The organism is Anaerobacillus sp. 63XJN7_4_ISO-PGPR-S23-413 (assembly GCF_056173725.1).
Window position 1 is genome coordinate 638,059 of sequence record NZ_CM149688.1, and the last position, 15,938, is coordinate 653,996.

Annotated in this window: 20 protein-coding genes and 1 other annotated feature; of the genes, 12 read left to right on the plus strand and 8 right to left on the minus strand. The window is 38.3% G+C overall.

Annotation, left to right across the window (positions count from 1 at the left end; translation table 11 throughout):
* Positions 1–43: 43 nt before the first annotated feature.
* The gene (locus tag AC0VYO_RS03540; RefSeq protein WP_475366561.1) at positions 44–673 is read right to left on the minus strand and encodes a hypothetical protein; all 630 of its coding nucleotides are present in this window, start codon (positions 671–673) and stop codon (positions 44–46) included.
* Between the two features lie 7 nt (positions 674–680).
* Positions 681–1,244, minus strand: a complete 564-nt coding sequence (locus tag AC0VYO_RS03545) for a sigma-70 family RNA polymerase sigma factor (RefSeq protein ID WP_430246772.1) — start codon at positions 1,242–1,244, stop codon at positions 681–683.
* Positions 1,245–1,463: 219 nt separating this feature from the next.
* On the opposite strand from AC0VYO_RS03545, the gene AC0VYO_RS03550 reads away from it, so the two are divergent.
* Positions 1,464–2,114, plus strand: a complete 651-nt coding sequence (locus AC0VYO_RS03550; protein ID WP_430246770.1) for an N-acetylmuramoyl-L-alanine amidase — start codon at positions 1,464–1,466, stop codon at positions 2,112–2,114.
* A 59-nt stretch (positions 2,115–2,173) separates the two neighbouring features.
* Here the strand turns inward: AC0VYO_RS03550 and AC0VYO_RS03555 are convergent, their stop codons facing one another.
* Positions 2,174–2,341, minus strand: coding sequence for a YfhE family protein (locus AC0VYO_RS03555; RefSeq protein WP_084006653.1), 168 nt, complete (start codon positions 2,339–2,341; stop codon positions 2,174–2,176).
* 137 nt (positions 2,342–2,478) lie between these two features.
* On the opposite strand from AC0VYO_RS03555, the gene AC0VYO_RS03560 reads away from it, so the two are divergent.
* Positions 2,479–2,793, plus strand: a complete 315-nt coding sequence (locus AC0VYO_RS03560; protein ID WP_283152975.1) for a hypothetical protein — start codon at positions 2,479–2,481, stop codon at positions 2,791–2,793.
* 22 nt (positions 2,794–2,815) lie between these two features.
* On the opposite strand, the gene AC0VYO_RS03565 is transcribed toward AC0VYO_RS03560, so the two are convergent.
* From AC0VYO_RS03565 to AC0VYO_RS03575, 3 genes are read right to left on the minus strand one after another with little or no spacing between them, the layout of a single operon-like run.
* The gene (locus tag AC0VYO_RS03565; RefSeq protein ID WP_475366562.1) at positions 2,816–3,949 is read right to left on the minus strand and encodes a Ger(x)C family spore germination protein; all 1,134 of its coding nucleotides are present in this window, start codon (positions 3,947–3,949) and stop codon (positions 2,816–2,818) included.
* Positions 3,946–5,034: a GerAB/ArcD/ProY family transporter gene (locus AC0VYO_RS03570; protein WP_475366563.1), complete on the minus strand. Its 1,089-nt coding sequence runs from the start codon at positions 5,032–5,034 to the stop codon at positions 3,946–3,948. The genes AC0VYO_RS03565 and AC0VYO_RS03570 overlap by 4 nt, the downstream gene beginning before the upstream one ends.
* Positions 5,021–6,544, minus strand: coding sequence for a spore germination protein (locus tag AC0VYO_RS03575; RefSeq protein ID WP_475366564.1), 1,524 nt, complete (start codon positions 6,542–6,544; stop codon positions 5,021–5,023). The genes AC0VYO_RS03570 and AC0VYO_RS03575 overlap by 14 nt, the downstream gene beginning before the upstream one ends.
* A 278-nt stretch (positions 6,545–6,822) precedes the next feature.
* Here AC0VYO_RS03575 and AC0VYO_RS03580 point away from each other — a divergent pair, with 278 nt between their 5' ends.
* Together AC0VYO_RS03580 and argS are read left to right on the plus strand one after the other, a co-directional pair.
* Positions 6,823–7,023: a hypothetical protein gene (locus AC0VYO_RS03580; RefSeq protein ID WP_430246761.1), complete on the plus strand. Its 201-nt coding sequence runs from the start codon at positions 6,823–6,825 to the stop codon at positions 7,021–7,023.
* A gap of 44 nt (positions 7,024–7,067) precedes the next feature.
* Positions 7,068–7,282 (plus strand) — a binding site (T-box leader).
* Between the two features lie 54 nt (positions 7,283–7,336).
* On the plus strand, positions 7,337–9,022 hold the full coding sequence (gene argS / locus AC0VYO_RS03585; RefSeq protein ID WP_475366565.1) for an arginine--tRNA ligase: 1,686 nt from the start codon (positions 7,337–7,339) through the stop codon (positions 9,020–9,022).
* A gap of 30 nt (positions 9,023–9,052) precedes the next feature.
* Here argS and AC0VYO_RS03590 read toward each other — a convergent pair whose 3' ends face one another.
* Positions 9,053–9,784 carry a TraR/DksA C4-type zinc finger protein gene (locus AC0VYO_RS03590; protein ID WP_475368399.1) on the minus strand — a complete coding sequence of 244 codons (732 nt, stop codon included), beginning with the start codon at positions 9,782–9,784 and terminating at the stop codon, positions 9,053–9,055.
* Between the two features lie 150 nt (positions 9,785–9,934).
* On the opposite strand from AC0VYO_RS03590, the gene AC0VYO_RS03595 reads away from it, so the two are divergent.
* Complete coding sequence (locus AC0VYO_RS03595; protein WP_283152968.1) at positions 9,935–10,411, plus strand: hypothetical protein; 477 nt, start codon at positions 9,935–9,937, stop codon at positions 10,409–10,411.
* Positions 10,412–10,519: 108 nt separating this feature from the next.
* Here the strand turns inward: AC0VYO_RS03595 and ctaG are convergent, their stop codons facing one another.
* Positions 10,520–11,425, minus strand: coding sequence for a cytochrome c oxidase assembly factor CtaG (gene ctaG, locus AC0VYO_RS03600; RefSeq protein WP_430246754.1), 906 nt, complete (start codon positions 11,423–11,425; stop codon positions 10,520–10,522).
* Positions 11,426–11,714: 289 nt separating this feature from the next.
* Here ctaG and AC0VYO_RS03605 point away from each other — a divergent pair, with 289 nt between their 5' ends.
* The 7 genes from AC0VYO_RS03605 (at position 11,715) to AC0VYO_RS03635 (ending at position 15,925) form a co-directional block, all read left to right on the plus strand.
* On the plus strand, positions 11,715–12,041 hold the full coding sequence (locus AC0VYO_RS03605) for an ArsR/SmtB family transcription factor (protein WP_303532963.1): 327 nt from the start codon (positions 11,715–11,717) through the stop codon (positions 12,039–12,041).
* Positions 12,042–12,155: 114 nt separating this feature from the next.
* Positions 12,156–12,278 carry a hypothetical protein gene (locus AC0VYO_RS03610; RefSeq protein WP_276511829.1) on the plus strand — a complete coding sequence of 41 codons (123 nt, stop codon included), beginning with the start codon at positions 12,156–12,158 and terminating at the stop codon, positions 12,276–12,278.
* Positions 12,279–12,304: 26 nt separating this feature from the next.
* Positions 12,305–12,445, plus strand: a complete 141-nt coding sequence (locus AC0VYO_RS03615) for a hypothetical protein (RefSeq protein WP_430246751.1) — start codon at positions 12,305–12,307, stop codon at positions 12,443–12,445.
* Between the two features lie 144 nt (positions 12,446–12,589).
* Positions 12,590–13,039: an NUDIX hydrolase gene (locus tag AC0VYO_RS03620; RefSeq protein ID WP_475368400.1), complete on the plus strand. Its 450-nt coding sequence runs from the start codon at positions 12,590–12,592 to the stop codon at positions 13,037–13,039.
* A gap of 92 nt (positions 13,040–13,131) precedes the next feature.
* The gene (locus AC0VYO_RS03625) at positions 13,132–13,449 is read left to right on the plus strand and encodes an ArsR/SmtB family transcription factor (RefSeq protein ID WP_475368401.1); all 318 of its coding nucleotides are present in this window, start codon (positions 13,132–13,134) and stop codon (positions 13,447–13,449) included.
* 193 nt (positions 13,450–13,642) lie between these two features.
* Positions 13,643–14,215 (plus strand): SCO family protein, encoded by a 573-nt coding sequence (locus AC0VYO_RS03630; protein WP_475368402.1) that lies wholly within the window; start codon positions 13,643–13,645, stop codon positions 14,213–14,215.
* A gap of 267 nt (positions 14,216–14,482) precedes the next feature.
* Complete coding sequence (locus AC0VYO_RS03635) at positions 14,483–15,925, plus strand: NADP-dependent isocitrate dehydrogenase (protein WP_430246745.1); 1,443 nt, start codon at positions 14,483–14,485, stop codon at positions 15,923–15,925.
* The last annotated feature ends 13 nt before the right edge of the window (positions 15,926–15,938 follow it).

The following is a 15,938-nucleotide window of genomic DNA, read 5'->3' on the forward strand; positions in this document are numbered from 1 at the left end:
TACTATGATCTACGAGTAGCGGATAAAAATTCATACAGGTTAGTTAATTAGATGGAGAGGACCAACTCATACTTGCTTCCTTTATCCTCTTAGAACCTTTAAGAAAAAAGGTACTATCTTCTTCATCCATAAAGGCTAAAGAAGGGTAATCGCTGTTTGGTTTAATCGTAATTTCTAAATGATAATAATCCCATATTTCCCCCAGTTGATCATTTTTCAATTGATATAAATGAGATAACACCTCCAAATATTGTATTGTTAGTTCCTTCATTTTTTTATTTGAAAAACTGTCTGACACCATGATATCCAGATAGATCGTTTTATCCATTGAGAAATAGGTTACATCGAGAATATCTAGGTCACGTTGAGCAATTTCTGATGCCCGCTTCATATAAGCTGCACTTACGTATGGGGCCTCTTGTAGTTTGTTAGAAGCTTCATGTTTTATAGGAGGATCCAAATCAATATCAATGACTGTGAGAGTGACTGTCATAAGTAGTGCCAAACAGACCGCAAATCCAACCAATGCTAGAAAGGTGCTTCGTTTCTTCTTATGGTCAGCGTAATGAGCAATAAGGATATTTTCCATAATTCTTTCTTTTTTTCTTTCTGTTAAATGCTCTTTAATGAATAAAGATTCTTTCACTTTTTCTTTTAATCTATTTTGGTTCATTTTTCATTCACTCACTTTCATTATTCAGTCTTGATTCAAGAAGGCGACGAGCCCTGTGCAATCTGGATTTTATAGTTGCCTCTTTTGTGTCAAGGAGTGAACTAATGTCCCTAATGGATAAATCTTCATGATAGTAGAGAATAAATGCTTCACGATATTTTAATGGAAGTTGTAAAATCGTTTGGCGTAACATATAAGATTCTTCTTTTGTTATCGCAATAAGTTCTGGGGAAGGCTGATGATTCTTAGAGAAATTTAAGATCATGTTACTTGGAATGATGTTTTTAAAAGACCAGCTTCGTACATAGTCATGACAACGGTTAATCGCAATGCGATAAAGCCAGTTCTTTAGAGAAGCTTCTCCTCGAAAGGTATTTATCTTTAAAAAGCAAGTCAGAAAAACCTCCTGTATGATATCTTCTGCTTTACCCCAGTCCTTTACATAAGTATAAGCCAGTCTTAGCAGAGCTTCGCCGTATTGATCCATTAATTCTTCGACTAACTCTGTTTTTTGCAGTGTTGTATAGGTAGAGAAATCTGCATTAAGTTTAAGAGGGGAATTATCGTTCATATCATCATCCTTCGAAGGTCATTTAGGGTTGGCACTGAATAGCAATTGAAACTAAGACCTTTCCTATTAAGACGAAGGATCAAAAGAAAGGTTGCAGAATTTGTAAAAATTATCTGTTAATGCCCCTTTTATCTTTTTCAATTCGATATATAGCATAAGGAGGCAGCGATTGGTATCGAGAATAATCGATACGAAAAAGGAATAGAGGGGGAATGAAAAGTGATTATCATTGATGCAGGACATGGCGGGAATGATCCAGGAGCGGTGGCGAATGGCGTGAAAGAGAAGGATTGGACTATGGAAGTAGCGCTTCATCAATATGAGTTTTTGAAGAATCTTGGCATACCGTGTGCGATCACAAGAACGACAGATATTGATCTATCTTCTGAAAAGCGTTCTGCACTTGTGAAAGGGTCAGGTGCTTCGATTTGTTTGAGTAACCATTATAATGCGGGAGGAGGAAGTGGGGCTGAAGTTATTCATTCAATTTACGCAAAGAGTGATTTGGCAGGCAGTATAGCAGAAGGTTTGAAAAAAGCCGGGATGGGATTGCGAAGGGTATTCTCTAGAGAAGGAGCGGATAGAAAAGATTACTACTACATGCATCGATTGACTGGAGATGTAGAGACAGTAATAATTGAATACGGCTTTTTGGATTCTTCGTCGGATGTAAAAAAATTAAAGGCTCGTTCCTATCGCCTTCAGCTCGCTGAGGAAGCTGTACTTGCGGCCGTGCGGTATTTAAAAGGTGCGCTTCCACAGTCACTGTATTACGTCCAGGCCGGCGCTTATAAGGAGAAGGCTAGCGCTGATCAATTATGCCAGAAATTGAAAAAGAATGGGTACGACGCATTTGTGAAAAAGGTTTGATGAAGTCTAAGTACTGCATAAATAAGGAGCCATGCAATCAGCATGGCTCCTTAGAGTCATTATTTAAGTAGATCAGGATTTTCGCTCTTTGCCCTTTTCACTTTAGGCTTACGAATTCCGCCTGCAATATCTGCTTTCTTAAATTCTTTCGCATAAGCTACTTCTTGAGCATCACTTAGTGAGAAACCACTCTCATGAATTGGTTGGTATTGAGAATTCTTAGCCATTTGTAATTCCTCCTTGTATCGTCTCTTATAATAAATGGTACCCGTGTGAAAAAATCATTAAACATCCTAATCTAACTTTGTTAAAATACTAATGTTTGTGGTAACTTAATACTAAACATGTTCAATACGGAGGCACTATGAATAGAAAGAGAGCATTAAATATATCGATTGCAAGTATCGTCGTACTTGTCAGCCTTTTTTTAATTGGAAAGTATACCTATGTTCATGAAAAACATATTGAACATGGTGAAGTGATTAAGAAGGAAAGCACAGATCATCATTTCTATGTTTTTGTTCAGCCTGAAGGAGAAGGAGAGGCCATTGAACTTTTGGTTGAAGATGAAATGGCCTGGAACCTTGTGGATGAAGGGGAATATTATGAAGTCGCCTATTCTTGGTATGGTGCAAAAGAACCGGCGATTGAAGAGATGAAGCAAATAGAAAGAGAGTAAGCGTTGTGCGCTTACTCTCTTTCTATTTAATTATTCCTGTTTCAGCGATCTTTACCTTTACGTTTGCCTGAAGATCTAGTTTTGGATAGTCATTATCCCACTGTTTTTCATTCCATGCTTTGTGGTGATAAGCATTTAAATCACGACCAATACCTAGGAAGTCACAGTTGGCTTCTTGAAGTTTATGAAGAATATCATTCGCTCTTTTTGTTAACCGTGTGGATAATTCATCTGCAATATCATGTACCATTCCTTCTTTAAACAGATGGTTTTGAGGATATTCTTCTACATTTCCTCTTATTTCAAGATTGATAACGCCTTTATTTAATTGTTGATCTTGAAAAGAATATTCATTAGATGCTTTGGCATTTCGGACGTTTATAGTAACGGTTTTGGTGAGAAAACCTTCATTGTGTTCTTCACCAATATTTTCTGTAATACTTGCTTTTTTACTTTTCCTATCAGCCATAAGGAGTAGTAAGGTTGCGTCTATTGGAGGAAGAACAACTCCTGTATAGTTGGCGTGATGAAATAAAGCAATTCCGTTTATTTCAGGTGCGCCCACATCCTTGTTGAAACTAATATATGGAAGGGCGTAATCTTGTCCAACATCTTTAGAATAACGAAATGTTTTTTCGATCGTCATTCGCGGGGCTTCTGTTTTATTTTCAGCACCTTTAATAAGATCTGACATAAATTCTGTAATGAGAGTATCGCCAATATGGTCTAAATTTAACATGTCTTCGGCTCGTCCATCGACAACTCCGACTCTAGCGTCTAGTGGACCTTTTGGATCTCTGTACAGGACATCAAAAATGTGGTCAATGTCTTTTTTGGCTATCTCTTTCCCTAAGAGAATGAGCTGATTTTTTGAAGCTGTTACTTGCTTTGATAAAACTCGATCCACTTTAATTCGCGTATCTCTGGGTGAAGACCCTGAAACGGAAAGAATGCGATTAGAGTATACGCCCCCTTGACTAACTGGAATACCAAGGTTCCGAACGGCGAACGTTGTGCGAATTTCATTTTCATTCTCATAATCCAATCCAGCCCCATAAATCAGCTTCGATTCTTTTAAAAGTTCCTGATCCCAGCAAGAGGTCAGAAATAACAGGCTGAGCGAAAAAATGATGGAAAGATGTTTTAGTTTTTTCATCGTGACTCCTCTTTCTTCTTAAATAAAAGACTAATGAGCAAAAGCAGGAGAGGGAAGCCAAGGGCAAAAAAATAACTTGCTTTCGCATGATAACTAGAAATCATTTCCACAGTATATCGATCATGTGAAAACATTGAGAAAAACAGTGCAATAAAGGCGGCAGTCAAAATGGGACCAGTTGTTTTTTTTCTTTTTGTTAAATATTGAATGCCTCTTCCTGCAATATATATATACGATACATAGGAAGTCATAACAGAAACGATCCAGATCGAAAGAAAAAGGAGATCCACTCTATCCACAATTACAAAGGATACACCTTTTAACATATACACGAGGGGTTCAGGAATCATTTCAAGCTGAGAAGGGCTAAAAAAGACGTACGTTGCAAATGTTAAAAAGCTATATAATAATGTTACTGCTATATTAGCCAGTGTTAAGCTTTTTAGTGCTGCTTTCCCTTTTGTTTGAACGTAAGGGTAAATGAATAATACGATTTCAAAACCCAGCATGGATACTATCCCTTGCTGTGTTGCTTTTAGGATTGTTCCTACGCCATTTTGACCAATTGGCAAGATATAACGAATATCCGCGTCCTTTAAAGTATAGGCGGCCATAATGATCAGAGGAATAATTAGAACTGAAACAAACTGATAAAATCTCCCCATTACTTTGATTCTGCCAATAGCAAGGTAAGTGCCACTAATAGTTAGCAATAAAAAGATGACAATCATGGGTGTTCGAAATAAGATCCAAGTTTTTATTGTGGTTTCAAACAATTCCAATACAATGACCGCTGTTGAAATAGCGAATAGTGTGTAAAGAAGTGAGACGACGAATGCTACATATTTGCCAATGATTTTAGGCCCATATTCAAAAAGCGTTAATGATGGGAAACGGTTGCTCAAAAAGTAAAGTATAAAAATAATTAGTTGGATAGCAACACCAGTAACAAGAAGAGTAATCCAGCCATCAGTTCCAGCTCCTGCATATAAGGAAGAGGGAAGAGAGAGTACGCCTACGCCAACTTGTGTTTGGAATATGATGAAAAAAAGCTGCGCCGAATTAATTTTGCTACTCGTCTTCATTTTGTTTCCACCTTCTTGAGACCCACTCCTGTGTTCCATGCTGTGCACGAACGTCTGACGGTCGCCTACCGAGTAACCATCTTGGAAGGCGAATAACAGAATCTTTTAGTTCGTTGAAACGAAATGGTGCAAGCGGGGAGAAATAAGGTGTGCCGAAAGTTTCTAAACCACATAAGTGGATTAAAATGATGGATAATCCGAAGACAAGCCCAATAAATCCAAATGCTGCAGAAAGGAGCATGAGTGGAAAACCAAGCAGCCTGATTGACATACTCATTTCATACGATGGAACTGCAAAGGATGATATAGCCGTCAGTGCGACGACAATAATCATCATATTCGATACAAGGTTAGCTTCTACAATCGCAGTCCCAATAACTAAACCCCCAACAATACCAATTGTTTGTGCAATAGGACCTGGTAGTCGTATAGCAGCTTCTCTCAATAATTCAAGAATAATTTGCATAATTAAAGCTTCTAGTAATGGTGGGAATGGAACGTTTTCAAGCGAGCTTTTAATATTTAAGATTAACTCGGCAGGTAGTACCTCTGGGTGAAAAGATACGGTGGCGATATATAATGAAGGCAACCCTAATGCAAAAATAAAGCTGGCTACTCTTATGAGTCTTAAGATAGATCCAATATACCATCTGCTGTTGTAGTCTTCAGGCGATTGATAAAAGGCAAAAAAAGTTACTGGAAAAATTAAAGTTGCAGGGCTTCCTTCCATTAGGAGACCGACTCTTCCTTCCATGAGGTGAGCAGTCATTCTATCAGGTCGTTCCGTACTTAGCATTTGGGGGAATGGAGAGAATGGTGCATCCTCAATAAACTCTTCTACATAGCCAGGCGTTTGAATGGAATCCGTTTTAATAGATGTGATTCTTTTTTCTATTTCTGCGATAAGATCAGGGTTTGTAAGGTGCTGTAAGTAAATAACAGCTATTTTCGTGTCTGTTGTTTTACCAATTTTAAAGAACCTAATCACAAGGTTAGGATTCTCAATTCTTCTGCGAAGCATTTGTAGGTTTTGCATAATATTTTCGACAAAACCTTCATGTGAACCGCGAACGACTTGCTCATTAATTGGCTCAGATATTGCTCTAGAATTTCCTGAGAAAGCTTCTAGTAAATAAAAATGTACTTGTCCATTTATTAGTAGAACGACAAATCCTTTTGTTAATCCTGTAATAGCTTCATTTAAATTTTTTGATCGCCGGTATTCCTTTGATGTGACTGTATCCTCGATGTTTAACTGATTTGTCTCAAATAATGGTTTCATAATCGTTCTTTGTAGCTTCTCTTCATCAACTAAAGGATCTAAATAAGCAAGTAGGCATTTCACATCCTGAACCGTAATATTTCTGAATTTGATATCTTCTGTATTATGAAATTTTGCTTTTATATATTCTTTGTTCTCTTCAAGAGAATAGTATGCATCATGTGATTCAGTAGCAGTTGGAATTTGGTAGGACTCATTTCGAATTGATTTTCGTTTGCTTCGTCTCACAATGCACCCTCCTCAATAAAATTAGATAGGTATAGGTTGTTATAATAATTGAGAAGTTATGTATACGAATTGAAATGAATCATTCATAAATGATTTAAAAGAGTTATAAATGCCTTGTGATAGGTCTATAGTCTTTGTTATCCCGTGATTGTTCTCGTCGTTTACTGGTCTTTTGTAGGGTTTTAACATAATTCAAATCGAGTCTTGTCGAATGAGTGCAAATACATTGTTAAGGTGGTGTATAATACGGATAACTTATCCGGAAGGTGGTTCTAACGATGACGATTAAAAATGTTCAAAAGGAAAAATTGGCAGTTGATCGGTGTATGAAGCATTTAGAGGTCGTGAACGTAGAGCCAAAAGTAAGACAGCTGATTTCCATGTACTTAACATCCATTTATCGAGAAGGGTATCAGGAAGGTTTTGCTGATGGTGAAAAAAATGGATATTCTGAATCGGAAAAAGGACTTATAAAATAAGTGGTTGAATTTATATGGAAGTCGGCTATAATAAGACTAATATTGTATCGTCAATGCGAAAGAGAGTAGTGTTTGTATACGGATAAAGCGATCCGGGGATGGTGAGAGCTCGGAACCTTAGCAGGCATGAACCGGACTTTCAAGACACTGTTTTGAATTAAGTAGAAGCAGTCGGACTCCCCGTTATAGAGTGAAGTAGGCTCAAATCGTTTTATTGAGCAATCAGAGTGGTACCGCGGAATTCATCTCCGTCTCTTTTATAGAGACGGAGATTTTTTTATAGGCAAATGGATATACAAATAGGAGGGAATGTATGAATTACAAAGAATTATTTGCACAACAACTTTATCAAGCATGTGAAGAAGAAGTGAGCTTTCTTAATATTCTGCAGCGAATTGAACTGCCTAAGCATGACTCTTTAGGTGACTATGCCTTCCCATGCTTTGATCTTGCCAAAGTGAAACGAATGGCTCCTCATCAAATTGCGAAGGAGCTTGTTACTGACATTCATGAGTCAGCCTTTGAAAAAGTAGAAGCTGTTGGGCCTTATGTTAATGTGTTTCTTAATAAAAAAATGGTTAGTACTGAGGTAATAAGTCGCATTGTACGTGAGGGAAGTGAGTACGGTGCTTCTAATGTAGGAAAGGGAGGTGCCGTGACGATTGATCTTTCCTCACCTAATATAGCGAAGCCCTTCTCAATGGGCCATTTACGCTCAACCGTTATTGGAAATTCATTAGCGCTAATTGTTGAAAAAGTCGGCTATCGCCCCATTCGCATTAATCATCTTGGGGACTGGGGAACTCAGTTCGGCAAATTGATAACGGCCTACCGAAAGTGGGGGGAGGAGCAAAAGGTTCGTGAGCAAACGATTAAAGAACTCCTTAAGCTCTATATTACATTTCATGAAAAAGCGGAATCAGATAATGGTCTTGAAGATGAAGGACGTAAGGCATTTAAAGAATTAGAAGAAGGTAACCCAGAAGCCGTTTCATTATGGAAATGGTTCCGTGAAGAATCTCTTAAAGAGTTTGATCGAATTTATGAGCTTATGGGGATTACCTTTGATTCAACAAATGGGGAAGCATTTTATAATGATAAAATGCAGAGTGTCATTGATCTACTTGAAGAAAAAAATCTCTTAGTTGAATCTCGTGGCGCCATGGTAGTAGAACTTGGAGAGAGCTTACCACCATGTCTAATTAAGAAGAAAGATGGTGCCACACTTTATGCAACCCGTGATCTCGCTGCAGCCATTTATCGCTATGAAACATATGGATTTAGTAAGGCTCTCTATGTCGTAGGAAATGAACAGAGTCTACATTTCAAACAATTATTTGAAGTATTAAAGAAAATGGGATTCGATTGGGCAGATCAAATGCACCATATTAACTTCGGAATGATGTTAAAAGATGGAAAGAAAATGTCGACAAGAAAAGGGAAAGTAGTATTGCTAGAAGAAGTGTTGACTGAAGCAATCGAGCTTGCAAAAGTAAATATTGAAACCAAAAATCCTAGTTTAGAAAATAAAAACGCGATTGCTGAACAAATTGGGGTAGGGGCCGTTTTGTTTCATGACTTAAAGAATGATCGTCGAAATGATATAGAGTTTTCACTTGAAGACATGCTACGTGTTGAGGGTGAAACTGGTCCGTACGTGCAATATACTCATGCGCGTGCTTGTTCTATTCTACGCAAAGGGGATTTTCATTCCAATGATCATATAAAAGGTCTCGAAGATGAAGAAGCCTGGTCAGTTGTGACAAAGCTGCTTAGTTTTCCAAATGTAATTGAAAGAGCAGCAGCTGAATACGACCCTTCTCAAATCGCAAAGTTTGTCCTTGACCTTTCACGTTCTTTTAATAAATACTATGGACAGATTCGTATCTTAGATGACCCATCCTGTAAACAAGCGAGATTGCAGCTGGTGTCAGCTGTCTCCATTGTTTTACAAGAAGGCTTGCGATTGTTAGGACTACATGCACCAGAAGAAATGTAATAAGACAGCCCGTTTTTAGGGCTGTCTTATTTAGATGAGGTCACTATCTTCGATTGTACCCTGACTTGCCTTCTGGTCATGATCATCCAGTAAGTCTTCATAACGTTCATGACGTTGATTTGGAATCACTCCAGATGGTTTGCCATCTAGATCGGCTGATAAAAATGATTCGATTTCCTCGACATACCCGACAGGCTCATTGGAATCAATATACATTTTGTCATAGTTCATTTCCTGAGCGTTAAAGTCTGAAGGTGTTTCGGATGTTCCATACTTCGCAGCTCGTTGCCATGAATCTTCAGCGTCAAAAAAGGTAGCATCGTTAGTGTCGTTTACATGTTCCTCGAAGGAATTGCCAAGTACACCTTCTTCTGCTGGTCTTCTGTCTGATGTCTTTTGTGATGGACTATGTTCTACACATGTGGAAGCTGTTGGAAGGGCAGCGAGTCTTTCTGTTGAAATATCATTTCCACAAACTTCACATATGCCATATTTTCCATTTCCAATTCGTTCAAGGGCCTTTGTCAGTTCTGCTAATTCTGTTTTTGCATGTTCATTTAGTGATAGATCTTTCTCGCGTTCATATAATTCTGTCGCCGTATCGCCAGGGTGATTATCGTAATTGGATAGTTCACCTGTAGAATGTTGAGCAAAAGACTGAGAAACACCAAATTCATCGTTTTCATCTAATTCATCACTAAGAGCCAGGATGCGTTCTTGAATCATTTTCTTATATGAACGAAGTTGGTTCGTTGTTAACATAGTCAATTCTCCTTTCTTTTTCTTATATCCGTAGTATGGATCAAAAAGAAGGGTGCTACTTCTGAAAATAATTCCATGAGAGTTGGATGAAATACCAGTAATATGGAAAAGGTAAAAATGTAGCTGAGACAATAAGAAGCTGGTGATGGGATGAACAGAAAAGTAAATCCAATTGAAGTTCTCTTGTGGAGTATTGCCTTTCCCGGGTTTGGACAAATCATTAATAAGAATTACATAAGAGGTGCTTTTTTTATTGGGCTTGAGTTTTTGATCAATGTGAATGCAAATCTTAATATGAATATTCTCTATAGTTTTCAAGGTAAGTCCGTCCAGGCAATTTCAGTTACAAATTATGAATGGGCTATGTTTTATCCTTGTGTTTACATGTTTGCGATTTATGAAAGCTATCTAGGTGCTATTGAAAAAGCAGGGAAACTACCAGGTGATTACCTGTCTTTACCCTTTGTATGTGGAGCGTATTTTTCTACGGTGGCTGTGATTGTATCGAATTTAAGAACAGAGCCTTTTGTTATTCCACCGACCTTTGTTGCTATTATAGGTATTGTTATTGGGGTAGTAATTGGGGGCGGATTACGACAATTGTTAAGACGGAAGGGTATGCAATAACAAAAGCCATGAAGCAAAGTGCTTCATGGCTTTTTGAACGGGACGGTTTTGGTTTTCGGTGTCTAGCTACAGTGACCGAGTGTCTAACCGCCCACTTCCGCTTTTCGTTTAAATCTCACTGATTCGGAATTCTGGTGATTGTAGTTCTTCGGCGTCTTTTTCTCGTTCTCTTCTTGCCCATTGGAAGAAGATGTAGCCTAGTGCGGTGCCGTATGAGAGTTCTTGGATGATTTTCATGATGATGCCGCCTAGCTGTTGGTCTTCCATGATGCCTAGTGGCTTGAATTGGTCAAATAGTTCAGGTGAAACGGTCGTGCCGGTTGGTACGCAATATCCCATAGCATTTGCCCAAATCGTTGGATCTGTATATGTAGCGTATAATGGAGTAGTTGCGAAAATAATGAGAGCACATGCTGGTGTGAGTAGGACACCATCTGCGAAGATGTATCCAAGTTTTTTAACACCTGATAACGTATCGTATTCTGGTATTGGACAAACAAGTGGCCACCACATAGCAAAGGCAGTCAGGATAAGAGCGGCTTTATAGAAATTCTGAGCCGTATAGTGCACCATTAAGTAATCAAAGATTTCTGGGATATGATAGAAAGAAAATAACCCGTTAAATAAAAGCAGTGAAATAATAGGGAATGTGAAAAATTTAAAGATTTTGCGAATCACTTTGATATTTAGCAGTGGACGGAGCAACCATGCTGGGGTGCCTACTATCATGAGTGGTGGAGCGACTAAATAAACGAGCGCCATCTCAGTCATATGTATGCTGAGTAATAAATGCCCCATAAGTGATAGTGGACCGCCAAGTCCGAGATAAAATAAGAAAACCCCGATTAAGAAAAAGATCTTTTTGTAAAGGGGGATCGGTGCTGAGTCTTTAAAGCTATTTTTCCAAGGTCCTGTTAGAAGTAAGTAGAATCCAGCAATAACGATTGCAGCTACCATAATTCCAGGACTCCATAAAGCACTAAACGAAAATGTGCTTGTTAATTGTTCCCACATTAGGAACACCTCCATCTATGATCATAATGCCTGACAGTAAATGTTGACCGTTTTCATCATACCATATCATCTTCTTGCATCCTATCTAACGATAAGAAAGCCTTTACTTTTTCTTCTTACTCTATTGTAAAAAGGATTTACCATTAACTCAAGGCGGGTTCTACATTTTGTGTGAAGGAATCGTGACAGGCTTCCCCATCTAAGTTGACAATAGTGAAAGGTCTTTCATACAATGGCAACAGAATGGTATATGAATATTTGTTCATGTAATGAGGGAGAGGGGATCGTTTTGGATAATCAAGGACAGGATGTGGCAAAAGAACAATTAGATCTAGATGAAGAAACACTTTTTATTGTTTCGCAAACTTTTAAAGCTCTAGGAGATCCAACGAGGATTCGGATATTAAATTTATTGGCAGATCGGGAGTGTGCTGTAAGTGAAATAGCGGATGCTCTGCATCTTTCTCAATCGACTGTTTCTCATCAGCTTCGCTTTTTGAAGAACTTACGCTTAGTAAAGTTTAGAAGAGCCGGCACAAGTATTTTTTATTCTCCTGATGATCAGCATGTGATGGCACTGCTTCACCAGGCGATCCACCATGCCTGTCACGATTAATCGCTCTGTATGGTAGAATTGTACGGAAACGTTCAAGAAAAATGGACGGTAATGAAGTGAAGTTTCGTTATACTATTATTTGAGTGATTGATAAAGTGAAAGGAGAATGGCTTCTTGTTATCTAAAATTAAACAGCATAAAACAGAATCCGCTGTTATTTTCCTGGCCTTTGTTCTGCCTTTTATAACGATGATGGTCATTGGAGTATTATCCATCTATTTATCATACAGCGGGTAGTACGGAATTAGAAAGGTGGACAAAATATGGAAATAGGGTCGATTCTAGTTTATATGTCAACAGGGCTATTTTTTGTAGTATTTGGTTTATTTGGGTTTTTCTTGTATATGTTAAAGAGAAAAGAAAAAACGGTAGAACATGGGGAGATGGACAACCATGAGAAATAAAAATATTCGCCTTCTTATTATTTTATTAGTTCTTTGTGCTATCTGGGGTGTAGCCTTCTGGGTTTGGGCGTTTGCCACCGCATAAAAGGCCTTTTCGAGAGATCGAGAGGCTTTTTGTTTGATTTCAATTCTTTAGGAGGTACTATGGACTATATTCAACAAATAAGAGCGTTAGTTGGGAGTCGGCCATTAATTCTACCTGGTGTTGCGATTTTATTATTTGATCATACGAAGAGCAGGCTACTGTTACAGAAGAGAACAGATAATAAGCTATGGGGATTAACAGGTGGATTTATGGAGCCTGGAGAATCTTTTGAAGAGACGGCTGTACGTGAAACGTTTGAGGAAATAGGAGTAGGTACTAAGGAGTTAACGTTTGTTTCTCTTTTCTCTGGTGAAGAGTTATATTACCGATATCCAAATGGAGATGAGGTTTATAGTGTTATTGCTGTTTATAAGGGACAATGTGAGAGCGAAGCTTTTAAATTAGATGGAAATGAAGTGTCAGAAGTGAAATATTTTCCACTAAACGAGTTACCTAAAGAAATGAACCCAAATCATCAGTTAGTCTTGAAAAAGTTAGGTTATTCATAACAGAAACCGTTTATTGACAGGATAGAAGGATTACTATATGCTGAAATCAGGTTATATGTTTAAACACTTAAACAAATAGGAGGCTTTCTGCTATGAATCAGAAAAATGACCATCAGGAAGCGATCCAACTTTTTCGCAAAAGCACACCAATCTTCCAGGCGCTTGGTGATCCCTATAGACAGGATATTATTATGCTACTTAGTGAACACGATCCATTAAGTGTGAATGAGATTACGGAGCGATCGACTTTATCACGTCCTGCTATTTCTCATCATCTGAAAATTTTGCGTGAAGTTGGGCTTGTTTCTGTTGAGCAGAAAGGCACAACGAGATTCTATTCTCTTCAATTAGAGGATAGTGTCACGACGTTAAAAATGCTGTTAGCAAAAGTAGAAGAGACCTGTTATTAGTCCTTCTACTCTTTTTAAATACTTATAGTTCAAAAGTTTAAACTTTTGAACATAAAAAGAGACTTTTTTTGATTGATACATTATTTTGTTCATGAAATTCTCAAAACCGATATTTACGTCGTATAGCATCTTTCCTTATTTTGAGATAAGGTAAAGAGAGCGCTTAATTTTATTTTTATTGGAGGTTACCCTAATGAAGAATCGACTGTTATTAGTAACAGTAATAACTCTACTTGTCGTACTAGCTGCATGTGGAAAAGATGTTCCTGACGATCTCGATTGGGAAGTACAAGATTTTACATATACAGACCATACAAACAGTGAGTTTGGATTAAATGATTTAGAAGGAAAAGTGTGGATAGCTGATTTTATTTTTACAAATTGTGAGACGGTGTGTCCCCCAATGACAGCGAATATGTCACAGCTTCAGGATAAGCTAAGTGAAGCGGATGTAGATGTAGAACTCGTTTCATTTTCAGTAGATCCTGAACGGGATACTCCTGAACAGCTTGTGACATTCTCTGAAAAATTTGATGCTGATCTATCTAACTGGCACTTCTTGACTGGATACACGGAAGACGAAATAAAAGGTTTTGCGGAAAGTACTTTTAAAACGGCTGTAGATGCTGACCCAAGTTCAGATCAATTCATTCATGGTACTAATTTCTACCTTGTGAATAAAAAAGGGATTGCCGTTAAGAAGTATTCTGGCTATTCTAACGTTCCATTTGAAGAGATCGTGGACGACGTCAAAGCGCTTCAATAATGATCAACCAGTCCTCTTCCTTTAGAGGCTGGTTTTTTTGAAGCGGCGATGACAGAAACTCTGTAAAATTGACAAAAAAGCACATGATTTCTATAATAACCTTGGAAAGCGATAACAAAATGTTGGTTTATTCCATGATTCAAGTCCAGAATTGAACGATCTTGAGAAATGGATATTTCACTGTATCTGGAAGATCCGGTGTTCTCTAATTGAGCCTACCGGGTTTTTCAATGTGTATTGATAGACCAGAGAGAAGGAGAGAAGATCATGGCAGAAAAGCGCCCAATTACGGTAGCAACAGGAGACGGCATTGGTCCAGAAATTATGGAAGCAACCTTGCACATCTTAGAACAAGCTGGGGCTGAAATTGAGCCTGAATTTATTGACGTTGGAGAGAAAGTATACCTTTCTGGAAATTCAACGGGAATTCCTCAGGAAGCATGGGATTCGTTGCGTCGAACTAAAGTACTTCTCAAAGCACCGATTACAACACCACAGGGTGGAGGATATAAGAGTTTAAATGTAACCATTCGTACCGCTATGGGTCTATATGCAAACGTTCGCCCTTGCGTTTCTTATAACCCTGTTGTAGAAAATAAGCATCCTGACATGGATCTTGTCATTGTTCGAGAAAATGAGGAAGACCTCTATTCAGGAATTGAGCATCAGCAAACACCGGACGTTGTACAAAGCTTGAAGCTTATTTCACGCCCGGGATCTGAGCGTATCATTCGGCACGCATTTGAATATGCTCGTAAAAACAATCGTAAGAAAGTAACATGCCTCGTGAAAGATAACATCATGAAATTAAGTGATGGTCTTTTCCATCAGGTTTTCAAAGAGATTGCGGCTGAATATCCTGAAATTGAATCTAATAGTTATATTGTTGACATTGGTATGGCGCGCTTAGCTGATTCGCCTGAAGAATTTGATGTAATCGTTACATTGAATTTATACGGTGATATCGCTTCTGATATTGCCGCTCAAATTGCTGGAAGTGTAGGTTTGGCGGGATCTGCCAATATCGGGGATCAAATTGCGATGTTTGAAGCTATTCACGGAAGCGCTCCTGATATTGCAGGTAAAGGTATTGCAAACCCATCAGGTCTTCTGCACGGTGCGATTATGATGCTTGTTCATATTGGACAGCCTGAAGCTGCAGAGAAAATTCACAATGCATGGTTGAAAACAATTGAGGATGGCGTACTAACAGGCGATATTGCAAAAGGGAAAAATGCTGTTGGAACGAAAGAATTCTCTCATGCAGTAGTTGAACGTCTTGGTCAATCTCCTTCAGTACTCGAACCGGTCGTATATCGTAAAGAAGTATTGGAAGAGAAAGAAGAAACGAATCGTCCCAATTATGTTCCTGAACGCGAGCTTGACGGAACAGATGTATTCTTATTTAACAACACCCTAACAATTGATGAAATTGCAGAGAAGCTAACGCGTGCAGCGGCAGAAAGCAATCATGAATTTGTGATGATGACAAATCGTGGTGTGAAAGTATATCCCAATGGATTCTCTGAAACCTTCTTATCTGATCATTGGCGCTGCAGATTCCAGCCAGTTGAAGGTAAAAAAGAAACTCAGGGAGCTATCCGTGATCTACTAACAAAAATTGAATCCGAAGAGTTAGATTGGATTAAGATCGAGAACTTATATCGTTTTGACGGTAAGATTGCATACTCACTAGCACAAGGACAATAAAGGGAAAAGCGTG

What these genes read in the sequence shown, in the direction of transcription:
- AC0VYO_RS03615 (WP_430246751.1), top strand. Translation starts at nt 12,305, where the DNA reads ATGGAAATAGGGTCGATTCTAGTTTATATGTCAACAGGGCTATTTTTT.
- AC0VYO_RS03570 (WP_475366563.1), bottom strand. Translation starts at nt 5,034, where the DNA reads ATGAAGACGAGTAGCAAAATTAATTCGGCGCAGCTTTTTTTCATCATA.
- AC0VYO_RS03630 (WP_475368402.1), top strand. Translation starts at nt 13,643, where the DNA reads ATGAAGAATCGACTGTTATTAGTAACAGTAATAACTCTACTTGTCGTA.
- ctaG (WP_430246754.1), bottom strand. Translation starts at nt 11,425, where the DNA reads ATGTGGGAACAATTAACAAGCACATTTTCGTTTAGTGCTTTATGGAGT.
- AC0VYO_RS03545 (WP_430246772.1), bottom strand. Translation starts at nt 1,244, where the DNA reads ATGAACGATAATTCCCCTCTTAAACTTAATGCAGATTTCTCTACCTAT.
- AC0VYO_RS03620 (WP_475368400.1), top strand. Translation starts at nt 12,590, where the DNA reads ATGGACTATATTCAACAAATAAGAGCGTTAGTTGGGAGTCGGCCATTA.
- AC0VYO_RS03635 (WP_430246745.1), top strand. Translation starts at nt 14,483, where the DNA reads ATGGCAGAAAAGCGCCCAATTACGGTAGCAACAGGAGACGGCATTGGT.
- AC0VYO_RS03565 (WP_475366562.1), bottom strand. Translation starts at nt 3,949, where the DNA reads ATGAAAAAACTAAAACATCTTTCCATCATTTTTTCGCTCAGCCTGTTA.
- AC0VYO_RS03580 (WP_430246761.1), top strand. Translation starts at nt 6,823, where the DNA reads ATGACGATTAAAAATGTTCAAAAGGAAAAATTGGCAGTTGATCGGTGT.
- AC0VYO_RS03595 (WP_283152968.1), top strand. Translation starts at nt 9,935, where the DNA reads ATGAACAGAAAAGTAAATCCAATTGAAGTTCTCTTGTGGAGTATTGCC.
- argS (WP_475366565.1), top strand. Translation starts at nt 7,337, where the DNA reads ATGAATTACAAAGAATTATTTGCACAACAACTTTATCAAGCATGTGAA.
- AC0VYO_RS03590 (WP_475368399.1), bottom strand. Translation starts at nt 9,784, where the DNA reads ATGTTAACAACGAACCAACTTCGTTCATATAAGAAAATGATTCAAGAA.
- AC0VYO_RS03625 (WP_475368401.1), top strand. Translation starts at nt 13,132, where the DNA reads ATGAATCAGAAAAATGACCATCAGGAAGCGATCCAACTTTTTCGCAAA.
- AC0VYO_RS03555 (WP_084006653.1), bottom strand. Translation starts at nt 2,341, where the DNA reads ATGGCTAAGAATTCTCAATACCAACCAATTCATGAGAGTGGTTTCTCA.
- AC0VYO_RS03540 (WP_475366561.1), bottom strand. Translation starts at nt 673, where the DNA reads ATGAACCAAAATAGATTAAAAGAAAAAGTGAAAGAATCTTTATTCATT.
- AC0VYO_RS03560 (WP_283152975.1), top strand. Translation starts at nt 2,479, where the DNA reads ATGAATAGAAAGAGAGCATTAAATATATCGATTGCAAGTATCGTCGTA.